Origin of the sequence: Kribbella caucasensis, assembly GCF_004361855.1 — a bacterium.
GTDB classification, from domain to species: Bacteria; Actinomycetota; Actinomycetes; order Propionibacteriales; family Kribbellaceae; genus Kribbella; species Kribbella caucasensis.
In genome coordinates this window covers 15,631-40,387 of the sequence record NZ_SNWQ01000027.1, presented here as the reverse complement: position 1 = coordinate 40,387, position 24,757 = coordinate 15,631, and the positions used below count along the sequence as shown (strand labels likewise).

The window sequence follows — 24,757 nt, the reverse complement described above, 5'->3', positions numbered from 1 at the left end:
ACGTCAACGACGTAACCGACCCCGCCGCCGACGGGCGGTTCGCTGCAACGGAGGCAGTGCGGCCGAGTCCAACCAGGCCGAGAAGATCGCCTGTACTGCGTCCGCATCCGTCGCGGAGCTCGCCGCCAGCGCGCGAAACTCCACCGCCGTCACCGACCCATGTCGATGCGCACGAGTCCAAGCCCGGAGCAACTCGAAGAACGCGTCGTCACCCAACTGCTCCCGCAGCACATGCAGCGTGATCGCGCCGCGCTTGTACAACCGGTCGTCGAACATCAACTCCGGCCCCGGATCCGAGATGACCAGGTCCTGCGGCAGCCCGGCCAGCCGGCTGTGCGCCTTCGAGATCTGCTGCACGGCCGACAATCCGCCCGATTCCTCCGACCACAACCACTCGGCGTAGCAGGCGAATCCCTCGTTCAGCCAGATGTCCTGCCACCTCGACGGCGTCAGGCTGTTGCCGAACCACTGGTGCGAAAGCTCGTGCGCGACCAGCCGCTCGGAACCGCGCCGGCCGTCCACGTGGTTGCTGCCGAACACCGAGATCCCCTGCGCCTCCAACGGGATCTCCAGCGGATCGTCGGTCACCACCACCGTGTAGGAACCGAACGGATAAGGCCCGAACAGCTTGCAGAACAGCTTCATCATGTCCCGCTGCCGGCCGAAGTCCGAGCGGAAGTCCTTGATCTGCGCCACCGGCAACACGGCCCGCTGGACGACCGGCGACGAGGCCAGCTCGAGTACGTCGTACCGGCCGATCTGCACCGTCGCCAGGTACGTCGCCATCGGGGCGGTCTGGTCGTACACCCAGGTGGTCCGGCTCGCCTTCGTCCGGCGCGACACCAGTCGCCCGTTCGCGATCACCTGGTACGGCGAATCGGTGGTGACCGTGAGCTTGTAGTGAGCCTTGTCGCTGGGGTGGTCGTTGCACGGGAACCAGGTCGCCGCGCCGGTCGGCTGGCTCGCGACGATCACGCCCTCGGTGAGTTCCTCCCAGCCGAGCTCGCCCCACGGGCTGTCGACCGGCGCCGGGTTGCCCGAGTAGTGCACGTCGACCACGAAGTCGGCGCCCTCGGCGATGTCCACGACGGGCGTGATGTGCAGCTTGTGGCCACGGTGCACGTACCGGGCGCCGCGACGGCCGTTCACGAACACCTTCGACACCCGCAGGCCGGTCAGGTCGAGGCTGAACCGGGACAGCGACTGGGTCGCGGTCGCCCTGATGGTCGCCTTGCCGGTCAGCCGGTTGCTGCTGACCCGGTAGTCCAGGTCCAGCTCGTACCACGTGACTTGGTAGCCGCCGTTGCCGTGATTGGGGACATACGGATCTCCGGCACTCTCCGCACCCGGTCGGCCCTTGTCATGACCAATCATCAACCCTGCCACGGGGCGATCGGGTTGCCCGCCCAGCGGGATCCGGTCGGCACGCTCTCACCACGCATCACCAGGGAGACGGGGCCTACGGTCGCACCCTCGCCGACGGACGCGGCCGGCAGGATGATGCCGTGCGGCCCCAGGGTCGATCCAGGCCCGAAGGTGACGGTGCTCATGGACATCACCCTGTCATGGAACAGGTGCGTCTGGAGCACGCACCCGCGATTCACCGTGGCCCCGTCGCCGAGTGTGATCAGGTCGGCCTCGGGCAGCCAGTACGACTCGCACCAGACGCCCTTGCCGATCTTCGCCCCGAGGGTGCGCAGCCAGAGCGCCAGCACCGGCGTACCGGCCGCGGCGTTGGCGAACCACGGTGCGGCGACCAGCTCGACGAAGCTGTCGACCACCTCGTTCCGCCAGACGAACGAGCTCCACAGCGGGTACTCGACGGCGCGGGTGCGGCCGACGATCACCCACTTCGCGGCTGTCGCCATCCCGGCCGCGACCGCGCCCGCGGCGAGGATCACGCCGCCCGACAGCAGCAGCGTCGGCCACGGCCCGAGCCAGCCGACCATCGCCTGCAGGGCGAACAGCACACCGAGCGCCACCACGACCGTGCCCATCATCGGGATGAACCGGCAGAGCTCGACCAGCGCGCGGGCGATCTTCAGCCGCAGCGGCGGGTTGAACGTCCGGCTCTGGTCGCCCTCGACGGCCTGCCGGCGCAGCTTGACCGGTGGGCTGCCCAGCCAGGAGGTGCCCGCCTTCGACTTCTTCGGCGCGGCCGACAGCACCGCGACCAGGCCGTTCTTCGGCACCGACCGGCCGGGCGCGGTCATCCCGGAGTTGCCCAGGAACGCACGCTTGCCGACCTTCGCGCCGGCCACGTGCAACCAGCCGCCACCAAGCTCGTACGACGCGATCATGGTGTCGTCGGCCAGGAAGGCACCCTCACCGACCGTGGTCATCTTCGGCAGCAACAGCACGGTCGAAGCCTCGACGTCGCGGCCGACCTTGGCCCCGAGCGCCCGCAGCCAGAACGGCGTCAACAGGCTCGCGTACAACGGGAAGAGCAGCGTCCGGGCCGAGTCCAGCAACCGCTCGGTCGCCCACACCTGCCACCCGATCCGGCTGCGCACGGGATAGTGGCCCGCTTTGATCCCGAGCCCGAGCAACCGTACGCCGATCAGCGTCAGCACCGCCAACGTCACGAACGCGACCACGGTCATCAGCGGAACCGCGGCCAACGCCCGCAACGCGGCCGCACCGATCGTCTCGGTGTCACGGACCGCCCGACCCAGTACGACGATCGCCGCGACCGCAGCCGCCACGGGGAGCAACGACATCAGCGCCGAGGCAGCGCCGTACGCGAGGACCCACCAAGGGGCTCGCGCGGGACGTTCGTCCGGCCATGGGTGCCGGGCACGACCGACGCGCGTGGCGGGGGAACCGGACCAGCGTTCGTTGGCCGGGACCTTGCCGGACACGGCCGAGCCGGCGACGATCTCGGCGTTCCGGCCGATCTCAGCGCCGGGCAGCAACGTGCTCCGCGAACCGATGACGGCCTCGGCCCCGACGGTCACCGACCCGACGTGCAGGCGGTCGCCGTCGATCCAGTACCCCGCCAGGTCGACCTCTGGCTCGATCGAGGCGCCCCGGCCCATCGTCAGCATGCCGGTCACGGGCGGCAACGTGTGCAGGTCGACACCACGACCGATCTTCGCGCCGAGCGCCCTTGCGTAGTACGCGATCCAGGGCGCGCCGGCGAGGTTGGCCGCGCCCGCCGCGTCGGCCAGATTCTCCGCCGCCCAGAGCCGGACGTGGACGTTGCCGCCGCGCGGGTAGATGCCCGGCTTGAGACCGCGCAACAGGATCCGGGCGCCGATCACGGCGATGCCCATCCGCCCGGCCGGGGTGATCAGGAGCAACCAGCCGACCAGGATCCACCACCACGACACGGTGTGCATCCACGGCTGCCGGCCGACGGTCAGTTCGAGCAGGTTGTTCATCGTGAACAGATAGACCAGCCAGCGAACGCCGACCACGGTCTGCAGCAGCAGCGTCAGCACCGTCTGCAGCAACTGGATCCGCCGCGGAATCGGGCTGATCTCCCTGATCTCCACCGGCTCGGCGGACGTGGTGAAGGAGTCCAGCCGATCGGCGAGCGCGCCCAGTCGTGGGTACTCGTAGATGTCGCCGACCGTCGCCTCCGGATACCGCTCGCGCAGCACCGACACCAGTTGGGCCGCGGCCAGGCTGCCACCGCCGTGCAGGAAGAAGTCGTTGTCCGGCCCGGTGACCTGGGCGCCGAGCACCTTCGTCCAGCGTTCGGCGAGCCAGCCCGCGGTACCTTCCAACTCGGCTGCGGGGCCGCCCGTTTCCATCCCCGGCAACGGCCAGGGGAGGGCGTTCCGGTCGACCTTGCCGGACGTCCTGGTCGGCAGCGTGTCCGTCACCGCCAGCAGCGGAACCAGGGCAGCCGGCAACGCCTCCCGCAATCGCTCGGTCGCGGCCTTCTGATCGAACGTGTCCGGATCCTCCGGTACTACGTAGCCGACGAGCAACTGGTTCCCCGCGGCGCTCGCTCGTACTGCGGCTGCCGCACCGGTGACGCCGGGGAGGGCCTGCAGAGCCGCATCCACCTCGCCGAGCTCGATCCGCCGGCCGCCGAGCTTGATCTGCTCGTCGGCACGGCCGAGGAAGATCAGTCCCTCGGACTCCTTGCGGACCAGGTCGCCGCTGCGATACGCGCGCTCCCAGCCGAGCGACGGCATCGGGGCGAACTTCTCCGCGTCCTTGGCCGGATCCAGGTATCGGGCCAGGCCGACGCCGCCGATGATCAGCTCGCCGTTGCCGCCCTCCTCAATTTCGTTGCCCTGGGCATCCACCACGGCTAGGTCCCAGCCGTCCAGTGGCAGGCCGATGCGGACTGGGCCCTCGCCGGTCAGTTGCGCGGCGCAGGCGACGACGGTCGCCTCTGTTGGGCCGTACGTGTTCCAGACTTCGCGGCCGTCGATTGCGAGGCGCTCGGCCAGCTCTGGGGGACAGGCCTCGCCGCCGAAGATCAGTAGTCGGACCTGATCCAGCGCGTCGGCCGGCCACAGTGCGGCCAACGTCGGCACGGTGGACACGATGGTGATGCCTTGGGCAACCAACCACGGGCCTAGGTCCATCCCGCTGCGCACGAGCGACCGCGGTGCCGGGACCAGGCAGGCACCGTATCGCCAGGCGAGCCACATCTCTTCGCAGGACGCGTCGAAGGCCACCGACAGGCCGGCGAGCACTCGGTCGTCCGGACCGATCGGCTCCTTCTGGAGGAACATCATGGCCTCGGCGTCCACGAAAGCGGCCGCGGATCGGTGCGAGACTGCGACGCCCTTCGGTACCCCGGTCGACCCGGAGGTGAAGATGATCCAGGCGTCGTCCTCCGGCATCGGACCACTCGACGGATCTTGGTACGGCGAAGCGGCGTACGGGGTGCCGGTGTGCGGCGTAATGGGGTCGGACGAACCGGGGTACGGCGTACTGGGGTCGGGGGCGGCTTGGTCCATCCGGGCGGAGTACGGGAAGTCGTAGTACCCGTCCTCGTCCGGTCCGTCGGGGCGGGAACTCGGCCCGCTGGGGCGTGTGCTCGCGATCTCGAGATCGTCGGTGACCACGGCCGCCACCTGCGCCTCGCCGAACACCAACTCGGCCCGCTCATCGGGATCGTCCGCATCCACCGGCACGTACGCCGCGCCGGCCTGCAGGGTGCCGAGGATCCCGACATACAAGTCGTTGTGCCCGGACGAGATCCGCACGCCGACCCGGTCGCCCGGCCCGATCCCGAGCTCGATCAACCGCTGCGCGAACTTCTTCACCTGAGCCTGCAGTTCGCTGTAGCTCAGACTGACATGCGAGTCGTCCAGCGCAGGTTCATCGGGGTACTTGGTCGCCGTCTCCTGCAGGATGTCGACCAGCGTGCGCTCGGGTGGCGCACTGTCCCCCCGTCGCAACGTCACGCGCCGGATGATACGCGGATCTTCTGAACAGGTCGCGTTACGTCTCGTACGGAAGGATCTTGAACAAGGAAGCGGGACCGCGGACAAGAAATAACCTGTCCGAGGTCCCGCGATGTTGTTTCAGCTACGGCCGGGTGGAGTCGTGCCGCCCCCCGCCCGGCTATTGGACGAGGTTCGCCGGAGCGGCGTACGTGTTGCAGGCTTTGGTTTCGCCAATGTTGAGGCCGTTCATGATCCAGAAGCCCTGGCTGGTGGCCAGGCCATGGGTCCGCTCGTCGGCCGGGCTGTCCTTGGTCTCGCCGAAGCTGTTGCTCGCCTGGTGCTCGAACTCCTTCATCCGGCGGGTGAACGGATAGCTTTTCTCCACCGCCTTGCTGAAAACACCCGCCAAACAAGATGCCTGCAACTCGTTCCGCCGCGAGCTCTCCAGCTTCTGGTCCGGATGGTCCTGGACGTACGCGTACCGGGCGTAGGCCAGCTCGGTGACGCCCTGCACATGGTGGCCGTACTCGTGCGCGATCGTCATCAGGAACGCCAGGTCTTCCTTCGGCCCGAACGCCTTGTTCATCTGCGCCACGTCGGTGTACATCACCTGGTTGCCATAGCAGTAGAACGCGAGCACCCGGCCGGACAACGGCTTGAAGTTGCCGCACGGGGTGACCACCGGTTTGTCGAAGACGACCAGCCCCGGGTCCGGTTTCGAGCTGCCAAGCTTCTGGAACACCGGCCGCCAGGCGTCGTTCAGGCAGCCGAACAGCTTCTCGTAGTACCGCTTCTGCGCGGCCAGGCTGCCGTCGCCGAGCTCCTCCGCCGGGCAGTTCATTTCGCCGAGGCTGCCGGACTGGTAGAGCGGGTTGTTCAGCAGGAAGTCCTCGGCCGAGCCCTCGACCGGTTTGGTGGTCGCCGTCGGCACGATCGACGGGCCGGTCGGGCCGGGGTCCGCGGTGGTGTTGCTGCCGGTGAGGATCCCGGCGACGACCGCGAGCGAGATCCCGACGAAGGCGATCGCCACGAACGCGATCAGGACGAACTTGACCGCACCACCCCGGCGCCGTTGCGGCTGGAACCCGTTGAACTGGTTCGGACCGCCGTAGTACGGCTGCGCCCACTGGCCGGGGTACTGACCCTGCTGCGGGAACTGCCCTTGCGGCGGGTACTGGCCCTGCGGTGCGCCCTGGTACTGCGGCCCGCCGGGGTACTGCTGGCCCTGATACTGCTGCTGTCCGTACTGCGGCTGTGGTTGCTGTTGCTGCCACGGTGCGGCCTGCGGCGGCGGCAGTACGCCGGGCGGTGGCGCGGGCCGGCGGACGTCCTGGGGCCGGTCGTACCCGTAAGGATTGCTCACTGGTCGTTGGCCCCTTCTTCGAACGATCGTCCTTGTTTCGGTTCGCAAGGCGAACCGGCACGAGACTACTCTCGACCCATGTCACTGAAGCGCCGCCTCCTCCCGGTAGCCCTGCTTTTGTCCCTGTCTGCCCCCTTCGTTGCCCTCGGCACGTTGCCGGCCCAGGCCGCCGACGACCAGATCACGGCGTACGCCGCCGAGGCAACGCTGACCGGCGACGGGGTGCTCAAGGTCCAGGAGACCGTCGACCTGACCGCCGGCGGCGACACCTTCAGCCGCACCCTCACCACCCGGGTCCGGGCGAACGCCGACGAGGACCGGACGTATGCCGTCCGCAACGTGTCGGCCACGGTGAACGGGCAGCCGGCCGCGGGGTTCGAGAACGCCGAGACCGACGACGGCCGCCGGATCAGTGTGCGGCCGTCCGGTCAGGCCAAGATCGTCTACAGCTACGAAGTGGACAACGTGGTCGCCGACTCCACCGAGGGTCGCGAGGTGAGCTGGCCGATCGTCCAGGGCTTCGGCACCTCGATCCCGAAGGCGTCGGTGACGGTGAACGTGCCGTTCGCCACCTGGGTGACCTGTATCGCCGGGCGGACCGGTTCGAGCATGCCCTGTACCTCGTCGCAGCTGGCCGAGTCGGCCGCGCTCGAGATCGAGCAGAACGGCGTCCCGGCGGGCGGCCGGTTGACCTTCCTGACCGGGCTGGGCAACCAGGCGACGGTCCAGCCGAACGCGGAGTTCAAGACCCGGTGGTCCCTGCACCGCGCCTTCACGGTGGACACGGCGACGATCGGGTTGAGCGCGTTGCTGCTCGGTCTGGGCGTGCTGGCCGCGGCCGCGTTGTGGTTCCTCAAAGGTCGCGACGCGGGCAAGAGCCGCCTCGGTGGGTCTGAGCGTCCGGTGCTGGACGGTCCCGACGGGCCGCAGTTCGCCGCGCCGGACGGGATCCGGCCCGGCCAGGTCGGCACCGTCGTGGACGAGACGGCCGACGTGGTGGACATGACGGCGACTCTGCTCGACCTTGCCGTGCGCAACTACCTGACCATCGTGGAGCTGCCGCGGGAGAGCCAGTTCGGCAAGCTCGACTGGCAGCTGCAACGGTTGAACGCGGGCGGTCCGGAGCTGCTGCCGTACGAGAAGGCCCTGCTCGACGCCGTGTTCGCCGACGGGGACACCGTAGTGGTCTCCAACCTTGGTCAGGCGTTGCGGCCAAGGCTGAACCTGGTCCGCGAGCACCTGTACGCCGATGTCGTCACGCAGGGCTGGTTCGCCAACCGGCCGGACGCCGTACGGAACCGCTGGACCACGGCCGGTCTGGTGCTGCTCGGGGCGGGCGTGGTGCTGACGATCGTGCTGGCGATCGCGACGAAGTTCGGGCTGGTCGGGTTCGCGGTGATGCTCGCGGGGGTGGCGTTGTCACTGGCCGGACAGGTCGCGCCCGCCCGTACTGCCCGCGGAGCCTCCGTACTGGGCCGGGTTGCGGGGCTGCAGCGGTACCTGGCCGATGAGAGCTCGGCGGATCTGCCACAGAGTCACAGGCTGGAGTTCGCGTCTCGGTGCCTGCCGTACGCCGCGGTGCTGGGGCTGACCGAGAAGTGGGCGCTGGAGATCGCCGCGACCGACACGGACGACGACCCCGACGCGGGGATCGGCTGGTACTCCGGTCCGGCGGACTGGCACCTGTCCGACATCGGCGAGTCCCTGTCGAACTTCGTCACCTCGTTCGGCGGGACGCTGACCACGGCGCGCCGGCTGTTCTGAGGTTCCCCGACGTAAAGAAGCCCCCGGAATCCCTTTGCTGACAGGGATCCGGGGGCCTTCTTGCTTGCCCGCTAGCTGGTGTACTGCGGTCTGGTGCTGAACGTGTTGCAGAAGATCGGGTTCTTGTAGTTGAACCCGCGGGTCGACCAGAGGTTGTGGTTCGCCTTCGACCCGTGGTCGCGGATCCTCGGGTTGGAGAACTCGTCACCGGCGTTGGCGACGGCGAACTTCCACGCGGTCAGCAGTTCGCCGCGCATCGGGATGTATGCCGCGTTCGTCCCGAGATACGCCGAGCCGAAGCAGGACGCCTGCAGTTCGCGCTTGCGGGACTCCAGCAGCCGCAGGTTCGGGTCCGCCATCGTCGCCTGCCGGGCGAAGCTGGCGCCGAAGATGCCGGTCAGCGACTGGATGTGGTGCCCGTACTCGTGCGCGAACGTGTTCAGCATCCACGCGCGGGTGTAGATCGGGTTGATCCGGTAGTTCCGGTAGTCCACGTTGAACGGCATGTAGATCGCCTGGTTGGCGCCGCAGTAGTAGGCGCGGGTGCCGCGCTCCACTCCGCACGGGGTCTTCACCTGGTTCGCGTACACGATCAGGTTCGGCGCCCGGAACGGGATGCCGGCCTTCTTCAGCGCCAGGTACCAGGTCCGGTTCAGGCACGGCAGCAGCCGCTGGTAGTACGCCTTCGTCGCCGGGAAGGTGGTCGGCCGGTACACCGGTTCCACGCACTTCGTCGGCTGCAGCGCGCCCACCGAGTAGATCTTGTTCTTCGCCACCAGCTCGTACGCCGTCGGCTGCCGCGGCTTGGGCTTCGGCTTCGGGGTCGGCTTCGGCTTGACCGTCGGAGTCGGAGTCGGCGTCGGGCTGGGAGTCGGGGTCGGCGTGGGAGTCGGCGTCGGGGTCTCCGTCGGCGTGTCGATCGCGACGGGGGTGTCGTTGCCCCCGGCGTTGCGCAGGGCGTAGGTGACACCGGTGCCGACCACGAGGACGGCGAGCACGACCAGGCCGATCAGCAGGCCCTTCGAGAGCCGACGCGGCTTGCGCCTGCGTCCACCACCGGGCGGCTTCGGGATCGGGATCGGCGGGTACTGCCAGCTCGGTTGCTGGCCGCCCTGCTGGGGTTGCTGCCAACCGCCCTGGCCGCCTTGCTGCCAGTTTCCGCCACCCTGCTGCTGGTACGGCGGGTATGAGTTCTGCGCCGCGTTCGACCACGGGTTGGAGGGGTTGCCCCCTTGCGCGTTGGACGGCCCAGCCGGCCAAGAACTGGTCGGCCCCGGCGTGATCGGCCCAGTAGAACTACTAGGCCAGTTACTGGTCGACTCCCCCTCCTGCCCCCCAGCAGCGCCCCAACCAGACTGCCCCTGCCCAGGCTGCCCCTGGTCGGACGGTCCCCAGCCGGACCCACCACTCGCCCCGGAGGCGCCCGCAGCCGCCGGACCCCACCCGGACCCGCCCGCACCGGACTCACCCGCGCCAGTCTGTCCCCAGCCGGACCCACCCGCACCGGATTCACCCGGACCGGTCTGGCCCCAACCGGACCCACTCGCGCCGGACCCACTCGTACCGGATTCGCCCGCGCCGGACTGCGCCCAGCCAGAGTTGCTCGTGCCGGATTCACCCGGACCGGTCTGTCCCCAACCGGAGTTGCTCGTGCCGGATTCGCCTTGACCGGGCTGACCCCAGCCGGAGCCGCTCGTGCTGGAATCGCCTGGGCCGGAGGAGGCTGCGGCCGACGTTCTCCACGTGCCGGGACCCCAGGAGCCGGGGCCGGAGGTGGGGGAGCTCGGCGGGGTGGGACCGGTGCTCTGCGACGGACCGCCGGGAGTTGCCTGTGAACCGCCAACGCCGTCGGCCGGGGTCGCCGGCTGGCCGCTGGACGGCAGGTTCCATCCCTGGTTGCCGCTCGACGTCTGACCGGACGAGCCCTGCCCGGCGGAGTCCGAGCCCGCAGCACCCGGACCAGCAGTGCCCGGACCAGCGGCACCCGGACCAGCGGCACCCGGTCCAGCGGCACCCGGTCCAGCAGCACCCTGTCCAGCAGCGTCGCCCTGGCCCGCGGCGTCGGGGCCCGGGGCGCCCTCACCCGGCGGCTGGCCGGCTGGGTTCTGACCCGGTTGCTGGGGCGTCGGCGGGCCGGGCTGGATGTATTCCTGCGGCCGTTCGGCGGGTTCGGTCCACCACTGGGGAGACTGGCCATCCCTGCGCGGCGTTCCCTCACCGGTGCTGGGCTGTTCGCCCTCCGGCTCCGACGGGTCCCGCGGCGGGGGTGGATTCCAGTTGTCCGACATCGATACTCCTCACGAGACCTTGCTGGCCGAAGCCGTGAACGTGTTGCAATTCGCGCTGTTGAGCGTATTGAAGCCGCGCGCGGTCCAGTATTGGTGACTGGACCGGGCGCCGTGATCCCGCGGACCGCCGCGGTTGTTCTCATCCCCGGTCTGAGCCTCGACGTAACGTCGATAGACGGTCAGGTCGAGACCGGTGATGCCGTACGGGAGCTTGTTGGCCCCCATGAACACAGCGCCCAGGCAGGACGCTTGCAGCTCGATCCGGCGGCTCAGCTCGAGTCGCGCCTCGCGGTTCGGCGCGTCGTACTCGAGTCGTGCGGCGGCGGGCAGGATGCCGGTGAGCTGCTGTACGTGGTGGCCGAACTCGTGTCCGGCCGTGTAGGTGGCCCACATCCGCGCGAACGCCCGGTTGGCGGTGTCGGCGGAGCGGGTCCACAGCTTGATGTCGTCCTCGTACTTCAGGTACAGCGTCTGGCTGGACGGGCAGTAGAACGACACCGACGAGCCGCTCGTGCACGGTGACTGAACCGTCCCGGCCCAGAACACCACCCGGGGCGCGGTGAAGGTGTCCTGCGCGGCGCGGACCCGGGGTGTCCAGGCACGGTTCAGGCAGCCGACCAGGTTCGCGTAGTACCGCTGCACGGCCGCCTGGCTGGTCAAGGCGACCTGCGCTTCACGGCAATTGACCGAGCGCTGGACGCCCGTGGCGTAGAAGGCGTCGGCCTGGACGATTTTCGCACTGTCCTGCGACGGCTCCAGTTGGCCCGGGGTTCCGGTCGGGTCGGGCGTGGGTGAGCTGTCGTCCGGCTCGGTGGACGCCGCGGCGGGCGGCGTCGTACCGGATGCCGGGACTGCGGTCTGCGAATCGCCCCCACGAAACGCGAGGGCGGCGATCACCACGGCGACGGCCAGTCCGCCGATGACGAACAGGCCGACGGCCAGTCCGGTCCGGCGCCGGCGCGGTGGCCCACCATGCCGGAAGTGGTAGTCCCGGCCGGTGCCGAACTCGGGTCCCCACCCGACCTCCGGACGTGCCGGACCGCCGCCCGGCGTACCGGGCAGCGGGTAACTGGCGTAGAGCGGTATGGAGCCGTCGGGCAGTGGTCCCGGCGGCGGATGCGCTCCTGGCGGCTCGCTCCAGTCCTGATTCGACACGGTTCTTCCTCATCCCCCCGGGACGCACAGGGCGTGATCCGGACGACCAGGCTAACCACCGGGACCCACCATGGACTAGCGCGTTCTCGACGACATGAGCTAGCGCACTCTCCCCGACGGGGCGGTGAAGGTGTTGCACGCGGCCGGGTTACGGGTCTGATAGCCGCGCAGCGCCCAGTACTCGTGGTTGTTCGCGTCACCGTGGTCGTTCTTCAGATCGGTGACGTGACCGATCAGGTAGCGCCACTGTTGCTGCGACTGCCCGGTGACCGGGTAGGTCCGCCGGTTCGCGCCGATGAAGACGTCGCTGAAGCAGGACGCCTGCAGTTCGAGCCGCCGGGCCATCTCCAGCTCGGCCGTACGCGTCGGCGCGTCATAGCGCATGTCGTGGTTGGCCTCGAGGATGCCGGTCAGGTGCTGGATGTGGTGGCCGTACTCGTGCGCGAACTGGTGCAGCATCCACATCCGCGCCCAAACCTTCGCGTACGACTGCGAGTACTGGTTGTAGTTGCCGATGTCCTCGCGCAGGTTCATGTAGATGGTCTCGTTGGTGCTGCAGTAGAACGGCGGTCCGGAGTCGCTCATCGAGCCGCACGGCGACTGGACGGTCCCGCTGAACATGATCACCGACGGCTGCCGGAACTGGGCCCCGGAACTACGGATCATCGCCGGCCACGCCCGGCCCAGGCAGGCCTTCAGATTGACGTAGTTGGCCCGCGCGCCGGCGGTGGTCGACTGCCTGGCGTTCGACTCGCGGCAGCCGACCGATGCCATCGTGCCGACCCGGTAGATCCGGTTCCGGCTGACCACCTCGTAGTCGGTCGGCCCACGGCGTGCGGGTGGATTGCTGGTCCGCGGCGCGGTCGGCTTGACCACCGGCTTGGTGGTGGTCGGCCGGGTCGTGGGCGCCCGTGTGGGCGACGGCTCGTTTGTCGGCTCGATGGTCGGCCTGTTGCTGGTCGAGGACCTCGGCGTCGGGGCGGAGTAGTCGTCCAGGTCGTTCTTCTTGTCGACCAGTCCGGCGATCCACAGGCCGACCACGCCGAGGACGAGCAGGAGGATCGGCACCACGATGAACGGCGCCTTGCTCTTCTTCTTCGGGCCTTGCGGCCCACCCGGCGGCGGTCCGCCCCAGCCGAGTCCGTGCGGCAGCTGCTGCATCGGAGGCTGGGCACCACCGTACTGCGGGTACCCGGGCCGGCCTGGTTGCGTCTGCCACGGCTGCGGCCCCATCGGCCCCGGCGGCGGCACCTGACCGGGTGGTGGGGGGACCTGACCGGGCGGGGGAACCTGGCCGCCCGGCTGGTAGGGACCACCCGCGCCCGGCTGGTACGGGCCCTGCGGTTGGTACGGGCCTTGCGGCTGGTACGGCCCCTGGGGTGGTGGCTGCTGGGGGTACTGACCCGGTGGTCCCCATTGGTTGTCCGACACGCGCTCTCCACTGCCCCGACCGCGGACACCGACGTGGTCCGGGGCGCGACCACGCATCGCCTGACGCTATCCGAGACTCGGTCCAGCCGGACCGCTCGCCCGGTGATTCGCTCAGCTCACCCGCGACAAAGATCGTGTGGTTCCACGGGCAGTAGAACGAGACCCCTCGGCCGCTGCTGCCGCCGCACGGCGAGGACGCGTAACTGTTGACGACGATCATTCCGGGCGGCGTGAACTGGTGGCCGGTCTGGTCGCGATCGGTCTGGTTGCGCTCGGCCGGGACGTTGCCGCTGGCCGCGATGACGGCGAACACCGCACGGCCGCCACCGCGCTGCTTCGGCGGTTGCGGCAGTTGCCCCCAGCCCAGACCGTTGTCCGGGACCGCGTACTGGCTTGGCGGTACCGCGTGGTTCCCGGCTGAGGTGGTCCGCCGAACTGCGGTGCCCCGGTGAATCCAGAGGGCGGCGCCGACCCGCAGTACGGACCAGGTTGCGGCCTTCCACCATACGGACCAGGTTGTGGCGGCACGTGGCGGCGGTGGCCACCAGTAGCGGTAAGGTGCCCCCTGGCAACAATCACGGCAACGACTTGTGTACGACCTGTGGCCCCGCCCGGTGGCTCGCAGGGGCCCGGTGGCGCGGGCCGATCCGTTCCTGACCTCTCGATACGGTGTGATTGGGCGATGCGTCTACGTCTGCTCGGGGTGTCCCTCTGTGCGCTCGGCTTCCTGACCCTGACGGGCGGGCAGGCCGGTGCGACCGGTATGGGCGACGCCGCTGACCCGGTGGTGACCAACTACGACAGCGAGATCCGGGTGGACCGCGACGGTGCGCTCAAGGTGTCCGAATCGTGGAAGCTGAGCAACGTGTCCGGGACCTTCACCCGGTTCGTCGTCACTCGCGACCACCTGCCGGACGACGTCGATCACGTGCAGCGGATCGAGGACCTGCAGGTCAAGGCGGGCGGTGAGACCAAGCAGACCGAGCTGACCACCGACGGCGAGGTCACCTCGATCGCGGTCGCGGATGTCGCCGGCGACGCTCAGCTGGACTTCACGTACACCGTGCGCGGCGCGGTCGCGAAGACGCTGAACGGCACCGAGGTCCGGTTCGCGCCGCTGACCGGGCTGGCGCTCACCGTCCAGGACGCGAACATCGTCTACAGCACCCCCGAGGTCTCGCACGTCTCCTGCTTCGCCGGCGCGATCGACAGCAACACCCCGTGCACCCTGGCGCAGATCGGCGAGACCGCCGGCCCGACGTTCCGCCAGCAGGGCCTGCCGCCGGGCAACACGGTCCGGATGACGATCGGTTTCCCCGAGGGCGAGATCGCGGCCAACTCGATCGTCGAGTACCGCAAGACCCTCAAGCGCGCGTTCTCCACCGACACCGCGCAACTGATCACCTCGCTGCTGGTGCTGGTCCTCGGCGCCGCGGCCCTGCTCGTCCTGTACCGGCTGCGCGGCCGCGACCAGGTCGACCCGCGCCGCGTCGTACCGGCGTCGCTGTTCAGCCTCGGCCAGGACACCCGGATCGACTTCACCCCGCCGGCCGACCTGCGCCCCGGTGAGGTCGGCACCCTGATCGACGAGCGGATCGACCCGGTCGACGTCACCGCCACCATCATCGACCTCGCCGTCCGCGGACACCTCACCATCACCGAGCTCGAGCACGAGTCCGAGTACTCCCGGCCCGACTGGGAGCTCAAGCGGATCGCGAACGCGCCGTCCGAAGAGCTGCAGCGGTACGAGAACGTCCTGGTCCGCGCGATCTTCGGCGACAACGACACGGTCCTGGTCTCCGAACTCGGCAAGCAGGTCCGGGCCAACCTCGGCCAGGTCCAGGACGCCCTGTACGACGGGGTGGTCAAGCGCGGCTGGTTCACCGAGCGCCCCGACCGGACCCGATCCACCTGGGCCACCATCGGCATCGCCGTGACCGTCCTCGGCGTGATCGGCACTGTCCTGCTCGCCCTCTTCACCACCTGGGGCCTGCTCGGTCTCGCCGTCACCGCCGTCGGCCTCGGCCTGCTCGTCATCGGCCGCTACATGCCCGCCAAGGCCCCCGCCGCCGGCCGGGTCCTCGGCCAGGTCGCAGCCATCCGCGGCGAGCTGCTGGAGATGGACGTCAGCGAACTCCCGTCCGACCAGCACGCCGAACTCTGCTCCCGTGCCCTCCCGTACGCCGTGGTCCTGGGCGGCTCGGAGCGCTGGATCGACGCCCTCGTAGCCACAGACGCCGACGACGACGAGGACGAAGGCTTCCACTGGTACCGAGGCCCCCGCGGCTGGCACCTCCAGTACCTCCCCGACTCCCTCCGCAACCTCACCACGAACCTAACCGGCGCCCTCTTCACCCGTTGACCGGAGATGTTTCCAACCGGACTGTCGATGCTCTGGGAATCGACCGATCCACAAGACGCCCTGCGGGACAGGTTCGGGCTCTACGGCTTTGACGAGGCCGTTCTCTGGCTCACCAAGGTTTTGGCTGAGGTTTGGGGCGTCGACGTCGAGAGCTGCGAGCGGATCCTCATCAGCGGCCACAATGCGATCGCGTGGATTCGCAGCGATCGGGGAGCGTTCGTGGCGAAGTGGTCTCGGGCTGAGGGGCAGTTCGTACGGTTTGCCGCGGCTGCGGATCTGATCAACGCGTTGCACCAGCGAGGTGTGCCGGTGGCGCCGCCGCTGGAGTCGGTGGACGGCCGGTATCGGGAGATCGTCAGCTCTGATTCGTCCCGGTTGTCGATGACGGTGCAGCAGGCGGTGGACGGTCAACCGCTTGATACCGGCAACGAAACCACGGTCCGCGCGGCCGGTGCGTCCTTTGCGGAGCTGCACGCCGCGTTGGCTCTCCACCCGGACCATCGCCTGATCGGATCCGAGCCGAATTCGCCTGCGGATCTTCGACAGCGTATAGAGCAGTGGCTCGCAGAGGACGACTCCCGGATCGCGCCCGCAGCCTCTGACCGACTACGCGAGCAGATCTCCACGCTGCCGCCGATCGACACCGAGCCGCAGTTGATCCACAACGACTACCGCTCGACCAACATCCTCACCGCCGACACCGAGATCGTCGCCGTCGTCGACTTCGACGAGATCGCCTGGGACTACGCGGTCTGCGACCTCGCGCGCACGCTCGTCTTCCTCAACACCCGCTTCACCGACTGGAACCCGACCCCGGCCAACGTACGCCGCACCTTCCTCGCGGGCTACGAGTCGGTGCGCCCACTCACCAACCCCGAAGCCCAATGGCTCCAAGCCCTCGTCCTCTGGCGCGGCATCGCCGCCATCCCACCCGGCCCCGACCCCGCCGGCTGGGCCAACGCCCTCTAGGCACTCGCATCGCGGCCGCCGCTGGTGAGACAACCCGCCAGCGGGGATGGCTGGGGAGGCCTACTAGGTGGTGATTTGGGGGAGTTGGACCGACGGCGGGTGGATGACGTAGACGAGGCCGCCTGAGTGGGGGACCCAGGCGTTTTCGAAGGCTTCGCGGTCATACGTCGTACGGACCTGGTCGTTGCTCGGGATCAGGTGGGAGGCGGGGTCGTTGACCACGACGTTGCCGGCCGCGTCGAAGCCGACGATGACCATCAGGTGGCCGTTCGTGCCGTAGCCGGCGCCGGGGAGTTCGCCCTTCTTGAAGGACAGGGACGCGATCAACGGGATGCCGGCCTTGATGTACTGCTCCGCCTCCGTCAGCGAACGCAGTCGGGTGACGAAGGCGTCGAGCCCACGAGTTCCGGCGTACGCGGTGTTGTAGGGCCAGTTGCCCGCGCCGTCGTAGGCGTAGTCGAAGACCGAGCGGGCGGAGTGGTCCACCTGTGGATCGGCGTCGGCCGGATCGACCCAGGCTGTCTCGTCGGCAGAAGGGCCTGCGCCGTAATAGTCGAGGACCATCGCGGTGGAGGTCGGGGAGCACCACGCCTCGCCGCCGCCGTCCCACTGCGGGTAGTGCCCGATGTGTTTCTCCTGCGAGTACGTCGGTACGTCCAGTACGACACCTTCCGCGCCGCCGAGCGGGCTGACCGGGACCTTCTTCTCGTCCGGCAGCCTGGTCGCGACCGCACCGACACTGCGTACAGACGGCGTGCCGGTCGTCGCGGCGAGCCGGTAGAGCGAGACCTTCAACTGCCAGCGATCCAGTGACCGCCCGGTTGCGGCTACGAAGGTGTCGACCGCCACGGAGCCGTTCGAGTCGCCCTGGCTCGCGACCGAGGTCCGGTGGATGTCACCGGCCGAGGTGTCGTCGCCGCTACCCCAGCGGCCGAGCACGTACCACTTGGTCGTCGTACCCAGGTCGGTGTGGCCCGCCATCGCGACCTCGACCCAGGTGCCGGGCGGAGTGGTGGCGTTCCACGACGCGATCAGCTCGGTCAGGCCGAAGCTGGTCTGGACTTCTGGTGAGGTCCAGGTGGTGCGGTCGTAGGTCTTGGCCGTGCCATCGCCGAACGGGTCGACGTACGAGGTGGTGCCGGTTGCGGTGCCGAAGGTCAGGCTGCCGTCGGCGACCACGGTGCCGGCAGGTTCGCCGGCCAGGAACTCGGTGGTCGAGGTCCAGGCGTGGTAGGCGATGTCGCGTTGTTGCGGCACCTTGGCGGCCTCGCTCGGTACGGCGGCGAGGCTGAGCACGACCACCCCGGAGACCAGGGCGGCAAGTGGGCGGGAGGCGGTCATGCCAAAACGCTAGACCTGGTACCACGTCCTGTCGCGGTGAACGCGTGCCGTCGATCGTGTCGTCGCCGTTAGTTACTTTCGGTACCGGAGTGCTACTCCGCGGCGAGCGTGCCGGCCTTCCACTCCTCCGCGAGCATCGCGAAGACGAGCTCGTCGGTCCACTCGCCCTTGAGGAACTCGTTCGAGACGAAGTGCGCCTCCTGCCGCATCCCGAGTCGCTTCATCACTCCTGCGGATCCGGCGTTCCGACCGTCCAGCCGCCCGATCATCCGGTGCATGCCGAAATGCTCGAAGCCCAGGCGCAGTAGCGCGGCTGCCGCCTCGGTCGCGTATCCCCGGCCGTGGAAGTCCGGGTGGAAGACGAAGCCGATCTCGCCGCCCTTGTGCTCCACGGACTGCACGAACATCGTCACCTCGCCGACGTGTTGCCCCGTCTCCCGCAGTACGACGGCAAACGTCACCGCCTGTCCATCCGCATCCATCGGTACGTCGGCCAGCCGGAGTGCGAGTGAATCCCGGACCTGCTCGGGTGTCTTCGACTCGTAAAGTAAGAAACGGGTGACGTCGTCGTTCGACTGCAACTTCAGCAGGTCGTCGTAGTCGGTCTCGGTGTAGCGGCGCAGGGTCAGCCGCTCGGTCTCGATCGGCAGCGGAAGGCTCACATCCCGAGCTTAGGGCCTGTCTGACGGTTCCCTGCGTGCTGCGCGGCACTCGGCACGGCATCTCGCTGCACTGGAGCAAAGGCCACGATGAACACCGCATCGAGGCCTTCACTCCAGCACACCGAGCTACCGCACCGAGCACCTGCTCGCGACTGCAGGGAACCGTCAGACAGGCCCTAAGCGACCACCGCACCCCGGCAAGTCAATTAGGAGCACAGCGGCCCGGGCCCTCCTGAGTCGCGTCAGGAGGGCCCGTCTCCTCTCCCCGGATCCGGAACGGAGCGCCGGCGAAACTGGACCCGGCGAGTCCGTCGCTGGGTCAGCCGTTGGCGAGGGCAACCAATCTGGTCTGGTCGCCGTTGAAGCGGTTCTGGTCGATCGGGCTCGAGCTGTACTGCCAGAACGTGTAGTACGGCCAGCCGCCCGGCAGCGTCCCGGGTGCCGAGGCGTACCGCGCGACCCAGAGCGGATTGGTGCTGTTGAACGCCGTGGTGTTACCGGTGCAGCGGGTCCACCAGTCCAGGTTCGTGTAGATCACTGCGTCCCGGGTGGTGCGGGCCTTGTAGGTGTTGAGGAAGTCGCGGATCCAGGTCACCATCGCGGCCTGGGTCTTGCCGTAGCAGGTCGCTCCGTACGGGTTGTACTCGATGTCGAGCGCGCCGGGCAGTGTCTTGCCGTCCTTGGACCAGCCGCCGCCGTGGTCGACGAAGTAGTTGGCCTGGTTGGCGCCGCTGGAGTCGTTCGGGGTGGCGAAGTGGTAGGCGCCGCGGATCATGCCGACGTTGTAGGAACCGTTGTACTGCTGGGCGAAGTACGGGTTCGTGTAGTAGTTGCCTTCCGACGCCTTCACGTAGGCGAACCGCTTGCCGGCGGTCCATTGCGCGGCCCAGTTCACATTGCCCTGATGGCTGGAGACGTCGATGCCTTCGACCGTGGCGGCCGGTGCCATCACCGCGGTGGTGACGGCCGTACTGGTCTGGCGCCAGCCCATGTAGGCGTCACCGGCTTTGGTGATGCCGTGCGCACGGGCCTCGGCGGTCGGTTGGTGAGGGGCGGTTGACTGTGCTGTAGCGAGGGTGGGGCCGGCAAGCGAGGCCGTGAGCAGGCCGAGCGTGACGACGGCACCCGTGACGAGGGACTTCACGAGGAACCTCCAGGAGAACGCAAAGGGGCGGACAGAGCGCTCGGCGAAGGTTTTACCCGGGTCGAGGTAGGAAATAACCAAGACTTGGCAGTTTCGTTGTGAGAATTTGACGGCAAGCCGATGACCAGCCTGGGGATAACTGTCAAGAGCAGTCTCATCCGACCGTTACCCTTGATCGGTGACACTTCGCTTGTATGACACCGCGACAGCAGCAGTGAGAGATTTCGAGCCCGTTCATCCGGGCAAGGTCGGGATCTACCACTGTGGGCTGACGGTGCAGGGTGCCCCGCACGTAGGGCACATCTACAAGGAGGTCGTGTTCGACGTCCTGCGGCGCTGGTTCGAGTACGCCGGTTACGAAGTCACCGTGATCGCGAACGTGACCGACATCGAGGACAAGATCCTGGCCAAGTCCGCCGAGCGGGGCGTCCCGTGGTGGGCGCACGCCTACGAGTTCGAGCGCGAACTGCACTGGGCATACGACGTGCTCGGCTGCCGCCCACCGACGTACGAGCCACGCGCCACCGGGCACATCCCCGAGATGCTCGAGATGATCCAGCAGTTGATCGACTCCGGTCACGCGTACGTCGCGCCGGACGGGTCGGGTGACGTGTACTTCGACGTGAAGTCGTGGCCGGCGTACGGCGAACTGTCGAACCAGAAGATCGACGACATGGAGCCGGCCGAGGACGCCGATCCCCGGGGCAAGCGGGATCCGCGCGACTTCGCCCTGTGGAAGGGGCACACCGAGGACACTCCGCGGACCGCCTCCTGGCCGACTCCGTGGGGTCGCGGCCGGCCGGGTTGGCATCTGGAGTGCTCGGCGATGGCGGGGAAGTACCTCGGCACCGAGTTCGACATCCACGGCGGCGGGCTCGACCTGCGTTTCCCGCACCACGAGAACGAGTTGGCCCAGTCGACGGCGGTCGGGCAGAAGTTCGCCCGCTTCTGGATGCACAACGCGCTCGTCACCGCGGCCGGCGAGAAGATGTCGAAGTCGCTCGGCAACGGCGCGATCGTCCGCAACGTGGTCCGCCGGGTCCGGCCGATCGAGCTGCGGTGGTACCTGGTCCAGTCGCACTACCGGTCTGTGGTGGAGTACTCGTTGGCCTCGCTCGAGAAGGCCGCGACCGGCTTCCAGCGGATCGAGGGGTTCATCGCCCGGGCGACCGAGGTCACCGGCGGGGTCGAGCCGGCCACCAAGTTGCCCGTCGAGTTCGTCGCTGAGATGGACAACGATCTCAGCACGCCTGCGGCGATCGCCGTACTGCACAACACCGTGCACGATGGGAACAAGCTGATCGAGGACGGGGATTCGCCCGCACTGCGGGAGAACCTGGCCGCCGTGCGCGGGATGCTCGCCGTACTGGGCCTGGACCCGCTGGCCGAGCCGTGGGTGTCGCGGACCGGTGCGTCGGAGGAGCTCACCGAGATCCTGGACGGGCTGGTCGGCGCGCTGCTCGAGCAGCGGCAGGCCGCCCGCGAACGCAAGGACTATGCCGCGTCGGACGAGATCCGCGACCGGCTCAAGGCGCTCGGCGTCGTTGTCGAGGACACCCCGCAGGGGTCTCGCTGGACGATCGCCCCGCACCAACCAACCGAAGGAAACTGAAGTGCCAGGCAGTAGTCAGCGCAAGGGCGCGATCCGCAAGAAGCCCCGTGGCAACCCGACCGCCGGATCCGGCGGCCGGGTTCGTCGTGGGCTCGAGGGCAAGGGCCCGACGCCCAAGGCCGAGGAGCGGGTCAAGCACCCGGCGTACAAGCGCGCCAAGGCGAAGGCCAAGGCGCAGGAGCGCACCGCCGCCCGCCGGCCCGCCCGCAAGGACGCCGACGCGTCGGTGGAGTGGGTGTACGGTCGCAACCCGGTCGTCGAGGCGCTCCGCGCGGGCGTCCCGGTCAGCGCCGTATACGTTGCCGAAGGCACCGAACGGGACGCGCGGCTGCGGGAGGCGTTGCTGATCGCGGTCGAGCACGGCATCTCGCTGCTCGAAGTACCGCGGCAGGAGCTCGACCGGCTGACGAACAACGGTTCGCACCAAGGGCTGGCCGTGCAGATCCCGCCGTACGAGTACGCCCACCCGGACGACCTGCTCAGCCGCGCGTACGACGCCGGCCAGGTGCCGCTGATCGTCGCGCTCGACGGCGTCACCGATCCGCGCAACCTCGGCGCGATCACCCGGTCGGCCGCGGCCTTCGGGGCACACGGCGTCGTCGTACCGGAGCGCCGGACCGCCTCGATGTCCGCATCCGCCTGGAAGACCTCGGCCGGCGCCGCGGCCCGGATCCCGGTCGCCCGCGCCACCAACCTGAACCGCGCGCTCAAGTCCTACAAGGACGCCGGCATGCTGATCATCGGCCTCGACATGGGCGGCGAAGTTGAACTCCCCGAGCTCGCCGCAGCCACCGAGCCCCTGGTCCTCGTCGTCGGCTCCGAAGGCAAAGGGCTGGCCCGCCTGGTCCGCGAGAACTGCGACCTGATCGTCTCCATCCCGATGACCAGCGCCACCGAATCCCTCAACGCCGGCATAGCCACCGGCGTAGCCCTCTACGAAATCTCCCGCCGCCGCACCGCATAACCGGCCCCAGCGGGTCACCTGTGGTTGGCCGCCGCGCATGGGGACCTCGGTTAACCAGCAGGGACCGTGAACAACAAATGGGGACCGTGAACAAGAAATATCCAGTTCACGGTCCCCATTGCTTGTTCACGGTCCCGCAAGATGGCGCGGGTCGGGGCCGCATCGGTCATGCTTCCGCAAGGTGGCGGGGCGGCGGCTTGGTGGTCAGGTTTCCCGGGGATAGTGCGGGGGTCAGGCGGCGGCTGCGTGGGTGAGGGCGCGGCGGATGCGGTTGGCGGTTCGGGTCGGGTGCGCGAGGTCCGCCCAGCCGAATCGGGCGAAGGAGTAGCCGAGCTCGCGGATCCGGTCCTCGCGCCATTTCTCCGCGACCAGGACGTTCGCCCCGTCCGTGGAGTATTTCTGGGCTCCGTCGAACTCGACGATCAACACCCTGTCGAGCAAGAAGTCCACCCGTCCGAGGAGATGTCCGTCCGGGTCGCGAATCTCGGCTTGGAGGGTCGGCGCGGGTAGTCCCTGATTTGCCATCAGCACTCGCAATCGGGACTCCCCGACGGACTCGCTGCGGCCGTCGGCGAATCGCGTGGCTGCCCCGGCGGCGGGCGAACCCGGCCAGTGCTTGAGTCGGTCGGCTGCCGCGATCAACTCGTCCTGATCGACCAGCCCGGCCCGCAACGCCGCGTCCGACAGCACCACACCGGCTTCGTAGGACGACAAACAGGTGGTCTCCACGATGCACCGCGCAACGCCAGTGACTTGGAGTCCGTCGACCACCGTGGTGTCGCCCGGTGAAAGCGGCGAGCGATGTGTCTGCGTCACGCGGTCGGATCGAGTTCGTCCCGTCGAACGGGTCACCTGCACCCGGCTGAGGTCGGATCCCCATCCCGGGAGTCCGTGCAGGATGGCGGCCGACTGGTGGCTGACCGCCACTGCGCTGGTCATCCGGCTGAGGACGACTCGGGTCAGCACCTTGTGCAGACGGATGGCGCGATCCCAAGGGAGCTCCCCGTCCGGCCAGGCACCTGACTCGACGTACGCGTCACGGCAGAGCCGGGTCCATTGACCGCACTTCAGGCGCTGGCGGATCTCGCTGTCGCTGTAACCAGCATGAGCTGCGTCGGACCGCGTGAACCAGCCATCCCTGGCCCCGGCCAGCACCTCCAATTTCGGATTCATACCGGCAATATGCCGTCGCCCACCCCTCCGCTTCACGCCAATCTCCCGCCTGTGGATAAAGGGCGTGAACAAGAAACCGGGACCTCGCACAGGGAAATAACCTGTCCGAGGTCCCGGCTTGTGGTGCTGGGTCCCGCTTGTGGTGCGAGGTCCCGGCTTGTGGTGCTGGGTCCCCAGTTCCGACAGCTGGGGTCAGTAGACGCTGACGTTGTAGCGGGAGAGGACTTCGGTTACGGGCTGGAAGTAGGTGGTGCCGCCGGAGGAGCAGTTGCCGGATCCGCCGGAGGTGAGGCCGAGGGCCACGGTGCCGGCGAACAGCGAGCCGCCGGAGTCGCCGCCTTCGGCGCAGACGTTGGTGCGGATCAGGCCGGTGACAGTGCCTTCGGCGTAGTTGACGGTGGCGTTCAGGCCGGTGACGGAACCACTCCGCAGGCCGGTCGTGCTGCCGCTGCGCTTGACGGCCTGACCGACGTACGCGTTACCGGCTGAGGTGATGTCCTGGTTCGAGCCGTTGTAGAGGCTCACGGTACCGGGGTGGTTCGTGAACGACGTGCTGTACCGCACGATGCCGTAGTCGTTGCCGGGGAAGCTGGTCCCGTAGCGGGTGCCGAGCACGGTCGACTGCGACGAGTTCGCGTACCAGGTGCTGGAGAGGTTCGTGCAGTGTCCGGCGGTCAGGAAGTAGTAGGTGCTCCCGTTCCGGACGTTGAAGCCGAGCGAGCAGCGGTAACCACCGCCGTAGATGGCCTGCCCGCCGTTGATGCGCTTGCTGAGTACACCGGGCAGCTTCTCCAGCGTGACCTGGCTGCCGAACCGCTTGGTGACGGCGTTGAGCGCGTCGAACTTGCCGCCGGTCACGGTGTCGTCGTACGACACGATGATCCGGCCGGTCTTCTCGTCGGTCATCCACGCGGTACCCGGGATCGACGCATCCCGGGAGAGGGCGGAGGTGATGGTGCTCGCCGAGGCGATCGCCTCGGGACCCTTGGCCGCCTGGGCCTGGGTGCTGAGCATTGCGGTGGTCGCGGCAAGACCGGCGGTTGCCAGTAGTGCCACGAGGGGACGGATTCGCATGGTTGTGCCTCCTCACGATGAGGACGCCCCGGGGCGGGGTGCGTCCTTGACTCAACCGAAGACCCCTTTACCCAGGTTTATCCCTGAGTATTCAGGTA

Annotated in this window: 17 protein-coding genes; 6 read left to right on the top strand and 11 right to left on the bottom strand. The window is 68.6% G+C overall.

Going from position 1 to position 24,757, the window contains the following annotated elements; genetic code table 11:
• Positions 1-3 precede the first annotated feature (3 nt).
• From EV643_RS36965 to EV643_RS36955, 3 genes are all read right to left on the bottom strand, one after another.
• A complete protein-coding gene (locus tag EV643_RS36965; RefSeq protein ID WP_133804874.1) occupies positions 4-1,374 on the bottom strand; it encodes a M1 family metallopeptidase in 1,371 nt (456 codons plus the stop codon).
• A complete protein-coding gene (locus EV643_RS36960; RefSeq protein WP_133804873.1) occupies positions 1,374-5,375 on the bottom strand; it encodes a Pls/PosA family non-ribosomal peptide synthetase in 4,002 nt (1,333 codons plus the stop codon). The genes EV643_RS36965 and EV643_RS36960 overlap by 1 nt, the downstream gene beginning before the upstream one ends.
• 160 nt (positions 5,376-5,535) lie before the next feature.
• Positions 5,536-6,720: a neutral zinc metallopeptidase gene (locus tag EV643_RS36955; protein WP_133804872.1), complete on the bottom strand. Its 1,185-nt coding sequence runs from the start codon at positions 6,718-6,720 to the stop codon at positions 5,536-5,538.
• 78 nt (positions 6,721-6,798) lie between these two features.
• On the opposite strand from EV643_RS36955, the gene EV643_RS36950 reads away from it, so the two are divergent.
• Positions 6,799-8,484 (top strand): DUF2207 domain-containing protein, encoded by a 1,686-nt coding sequence (locus EV643_RS36950; RefSeq protein ID WP_133804871.1) that lies wholly within the window; start codon positions 6,799-6,801, stop codon positions 8,482-8,484.
• Between the two features lie 71 nt (positions 8,485-8,555).
• On the opposite strand, the gene EV643_RS36945 is transcribed toward EV643_RS36950, so the two are convergent.
• The 3 genes from EV643_RS36945 to EV643_RS36935 all read right to left on the bottom strand — a co-directional run bounded on the left by EV643_RS36945 (position 8,556) and on the right by EV643_RS36935 (position 13,415).
• Positions 8,556-10,772, bottom strand: coding sequence for a neutral zinc metallopeptidase (locus tag EV643_RS36945; RefSeq protein ID WP_133804870.1), 2,217 nt, complete (start codon positions 10,770-10,772; stop codon positions 8,556-8,558).
• Positions 10,773-10,781: 9 nt separating this feature from the next.
• Positions 10,782-11,927 carry a neutral zinc metallopeptidase gene (locus EV643_RS36940; protein WP_133804869.1) on the bottom strand — a complete coding sequence of 382 codons (1,146 nt, stop codon included), beginning with the start codon at positions 11,925-11,927 and terminating at the stop codon, positions 10,782-10,784.
• 99 nt (positions 11,928-12,026) lie between these two features.
• Positions 12,027-13,415: a neutral zinc metallopeptidase gene (locus EV643_RS36935; protein ID WP_238166066.1), complete on the bottom strand. Its 1,389-nt coding sequence runs from the start codon at positions 13,413-13,415 to the stop codon at positions 12,027-12,029.
• A gap of 149 nt (positions 13,416-13,564) precedes the next feature.
• Between EV643_RS36935 and EV643_RS36930 the strand changes: the two genes are divergently transcribed.
• The 3 genes from EV643_RS36930 (at position 13,565) to EV643_RS36920 (ending at position 16,689) form a co-directional block, all read left to right on the top strand.
• Positions 13,565-13,810, top strand: a complete 246-nt coding sequence (locus tag EV643_RS36930; protein ID WP_133804868.1) for a hypothetical protein — start codon at positions 13,565-13,567, stop codon at positions 13,808-13,810.
• A gap of 230 nt (positions 13,811-14,040) precedes the next feature.
• The gene (locus EV643_RS36925) at positions 14,041-15,720 is read left to right on the top strand and encodes a DUF2207 domain-containing protein (protein ID WP_133804867.1); all 1,680 of its coding nucleotides are present in this window, start codon (positions 14,041-14,043) and stop codon (positions 15,718-15,720) included.
• A gap of 27 nt (positions 15,721-15,747) precedes the next feature.
• Entirely contained in the window at positions 15,748-16,689 is a 942-nt protein-coding gene (locus EV643_RS36920; protein ID WP_133804866.1) for a phosphotransferase, read from the top strand.
• A gap of 63 nt (positions 16,690-16,752) precedes the next feature.
• On the opposite strand, the gene EV643_RS36915 is transcribed toward EV643_RS36920, so the two are convergent.
• From EV643_RS36915 to EV643_RS36905, 3 genes are all read right to left on the bottom strand, one after another.
• The gene (locus EV643_RS36915) at positions 16,753-18,030 is read right to left on the bottom strand and encodes a C39 family peptidase (protein WP_133804865.1); all 1,278 of its coding nucleotides are present in this window, start codon (positions 18,028-18,030) and stop codon (positions 16,753-16,755) included.
• A gap of 92 nt (positions 18,031-18,122) precedes the next feature.
• Positions 18,123-18,692, bottom strand: a complete 570-nt coding sequence (locus tag EV643_RS36910; RefSeq protein ID WP_133804864.1) for a GNAT family N-acetyltransferase — start codon at positions 18,690-18,692, stop codon at positions 18,123-18,125.
• A gap of 319 nt (positions 18,693-19,011) precedes the next feature.
• Positions 19,012-19,836 carry a lysozyme gene (locus EV643_RS36905; RefSeq protein ID WP_133804863.1) on the bottom strand — a complete coding sequence of 275 codons (825 nt, stop codon included), beginning with the start codon at positions 19,834-19,836 and terminating at the stop codon, positions 19,012-19,014.
• A gap of 178 nt (positions 19,837-20,014) precedes the next feature.
• On the opposite strand from EV643_RS36905, the gene cysS reads away from it, so the two are divergent.
• Together cysS and rlmB are read left to right on the top strand one after the other, a co-directional pair.
• Positions 20,015-21,448 (top strand): cysteine--tRNA ligase, encoded by a 1,434-nt coding sequence (gene cysS, locus EV643_RS36900; RefSeq protein ID WP_133804862.1) that lies wholly within the window; start codon positions 20,015-20,017, stop codon positions 21,446-21,448.
• Between the two features lies 1 nt (position 21,449).
• Complete coding sequence (gene rlmB / locus EV643_RS36895; protein ID WP_133804861.1) at positions 21,450-22,412, top strand: 23S rRNA (guanosine(2251)-2'-O)-methyltransferase RlmB; 963 nt, start codon at positions 21,450-21,452, stop codon at positions 22,410-22,412.
• 231 nt (positions 22,413-22,643) lie between these two features.
• Here the strand turns inward: rlmB and EV643_RS36890 are convergent, their stop codons facing one another.
• Entirely contained in the window at positions 22,644-23,585 is a 942-nt protein-coding gene (locus EV643_RS36890; protein ID WP_133804860.1) for a type IV toxin-antitoxin system AbiEi family antitoxin domain-containing protein, read from the bottom strand.
• 192 nt (positions 23,586-23,777) lie between these two features.
• The gene (locus EV643_RS36885) at positions 23,778-24,659 is read right to left on the bottom strand and encodes a S1 family peptidase (RefSeq protein ID WP_133804859.1); all 882 of its coding nucleotides are present in this window, start codon (positions 24,657-24,659) and stop codon (positions 23,778-23,780) included.
• Positions 24,660-24,757: the final 98 nt, after the last annotated feature.

What these genes read in the sequence shown, in the direction of transcription:
- EV643_RS36950 (WP_133804871.1), top strand. Translation starts at nt 6,799, where the DNA reads ATGTCACTGAAGCGCCGCCTCCTCCCGGTAGCCCTGCTTTTGTCCCTG.
- EV643_RS36925 (WP_133804867.1), top strand. Translation starts at nt 14,041, where the DNA reads ATGCGTCTACGTCTGCTCGGGGTGTCCCTCTGTGCGCTCGGCTTCCTG.
- EV643_RS36965 (WP_133804874.1), bottom strand. Translation starts at nt 1,374, where the DNA reads ATGATTGGTCATGACAAGGGCCGACCGGGTGCGGAGAGTGCCGGAGAT.
- EV643_RS36945 (WP_133804870.1), bottom strand. Translation starts at nt 10,772, where the DNA reads ATGTCGGACAACTGGAATCCACCCCCGCCGCGGGACCCGTCGGAGCCG.
- EV643_RS36890 (WP_133804860.1), bottom strand. Translation starts at nt 23,585, where the DNA reads ATGAATCCGAAATTGGAGGTGCTGGCCGGGGCCAGGGATGGCTGGTTC.
- EV643_RS36920 (WP_133804866.1), top strand. Translation starts at nt 15,748, where the DNA reads ATGCTCTGGGAATCGACCGATCCACAAGACGCCCTGCGGGACAGGTTC.
- EV643_RS36915 (WP_133804865.1), bottom strand. Translation starts at nt 18,030, where the DNA reads ATGACCGCCTCCCGCCCACTTGCCGCCCTGGTCTCCGGGGTGGTCGTG.
- EV643_RS36885 (WP_133804859.1), bottom strand. Translation starts at nt 24,659, where the DNA reads ATGCGAATCCGTCCCCTCGTGGCACTACTGGCAACCGCCGGTCTTGCC.
- EV643_RS36935 (WP_238166066.1), bottom strand. Translation starts at nt 13,415, where the DNA reads ATGCGTGGTCGCGCCCCGGACCACGTCGGTGTCCGCGGTCGGGGCAGT.